This window comes from Aureibaculum marinum (assembly GCF_003813905.1).
GTDB lineage: Bacteria > Bacteroidota > Bacteroidia > Flavobacteriales > Flavobacteriaceae > Aureibaculum > Aureibaculum marinum.
This window is the reverse complement of sequence record NZ_RPFJ01000034.1, coordinates 1-275: the sequence shown is the minus strand read 5'-3', so window position 1 is coordinate 275 and position 275 is coordinate 1. Positions and strand designations below refer to the sequence as shown.

The 275-nt window shown below is 31.6% G+C and carries 1 protein-coding gene; it reads right to left on the bottom strand.

What is annotated here, in order from left to right:
* On the bottom strand, positions 1 to 275 hold a 275-nt coding region (locus EGM88_RS13535; protein ID WP_148084088.1), incomplete at both ends, for a transposase.

The window sequence follows — 275 nt, the reverse complement described above, 5'->3', positions numbered from 1 at the left end:
GATTTTGCAATAGCAAAAGCTTGTTTCAATAGCTTATTAGAAACGGCAATTAATGCTAATTTTTTACTTTTACCTTTATTTGTAATGCGTTCAAAGATCTCTCTACAAGCTTTATTATGTTTACAAGCCGTAAAAGAACATAGAAACAAGAGGTTTCGTAACTTTCTATTACCAACTTTACTTATTCGACTTCTACCTCTTACACTACTTCCAGATTCTCTTATAGTCGGTGTAATTCCTACATAACTACATAGTTGTGATCCGGTTTCAAATTT